Origin of the sequence: Pseudomonas sp. NPDC087690 (assembly GCF_044743175.1) — a bacterium.
Taxonomy (GTDB): Bacteria; Pseudomonadota; Gammaproteobacteria; order Pseudomonadales; family Pseudomonadaceae; genus Aquipseudomonas.
The window spans coordinates 320-1108 of record NZ_JBIUVX010000102.1; the positions used below are offsets into that span (position 1 = coordinate 320).

At 53.9% G+C, this 789-nt stretch carries 1 protein-coding gene and 1 pseudogene; both read right to left on the reverse strand.

Features of this window, described 5'->3' with window-relative positions:
* Positions 1-271: pseudogene (gene rplL, locus ACIPIZ_RS29590) on the reverse strand (50S ribosomal protein L7/L12); the annotation flags it as partial.
* A 78-nt stretch (positions 272-349) separates the two neighbouring features.
* A partial coding sequence (rplJ, locus tag ACIPIZ_RS29595) for a 50S ribosomal protein L10 (protein WP_401169054.1) occupies positions 350-789 on the reverse strand: 440 nt, incomplete at its 5' end.

Sequence of the window (789 nt, forward strand, 5' to 3'; positions counted from 1 at the left end):
CGCGGTCTACTTTCTCTTTGGCTTCTTTCAGGCCCAGACCGGTCAGTTCACGAACTGCCTTGATCACGTTAACCTTCTTCTCGCCGGCTTCCAGCAGAACAACGTTGAACTCGGTTTGCTCTTCAACAACAGCGGCAGCAGCAGCTGGACCAGCCGAAGCAGCGGCAGCGGATACGCCGAACTTCTCTTCCATTGCCTTGATCAGCTCAACGATTTCCAGAACCGATTTTTCGCCGATTGCGTCGATGATTTGTTCGTTAGTCAGAGACATGACTTATTTCCTGAATTGGGGGATAGCCTGGAGGCCATCGAAATAAACAAAAATACGCGAGAGAGGAAACGCTCAGCCTCAGGCTGCAGCAGCTTCTTTCTGGTCGCGAAGTGCCGCCAGAGTACGAGCCAATTTGCTGGTAGCGCCTTGAATCACGCTCATCAGCTGGGAAATTGCTTCGTCACGGGTCGGCAGGCTTGCCAGAACGTCGATCTGATTAGCTGCGAGGAACTTGCCCTCGAACGCAGCTGCCTTGATCTCGAACTTGTCCTGACCTTTAGCGAACTCTTTGAACAGACGAGCAGCAGCGCCCGGGTGTTCGTTGGAGAATGCGATCAAGGTCGGGCCGGTGAACACGTCGTTGAGAACACTGTATTCAGTGTCAGCAACAGCGCGCTTGAGCAGGGTGTTACGTACAACACGTACGTAAACGCCAGCTTCACGAGCCTCTTTACGGAGTCCGGTCATTGCGCCTACTGTTACGCCACGTGCATCAACCACGACAGCGGACAGAGCGA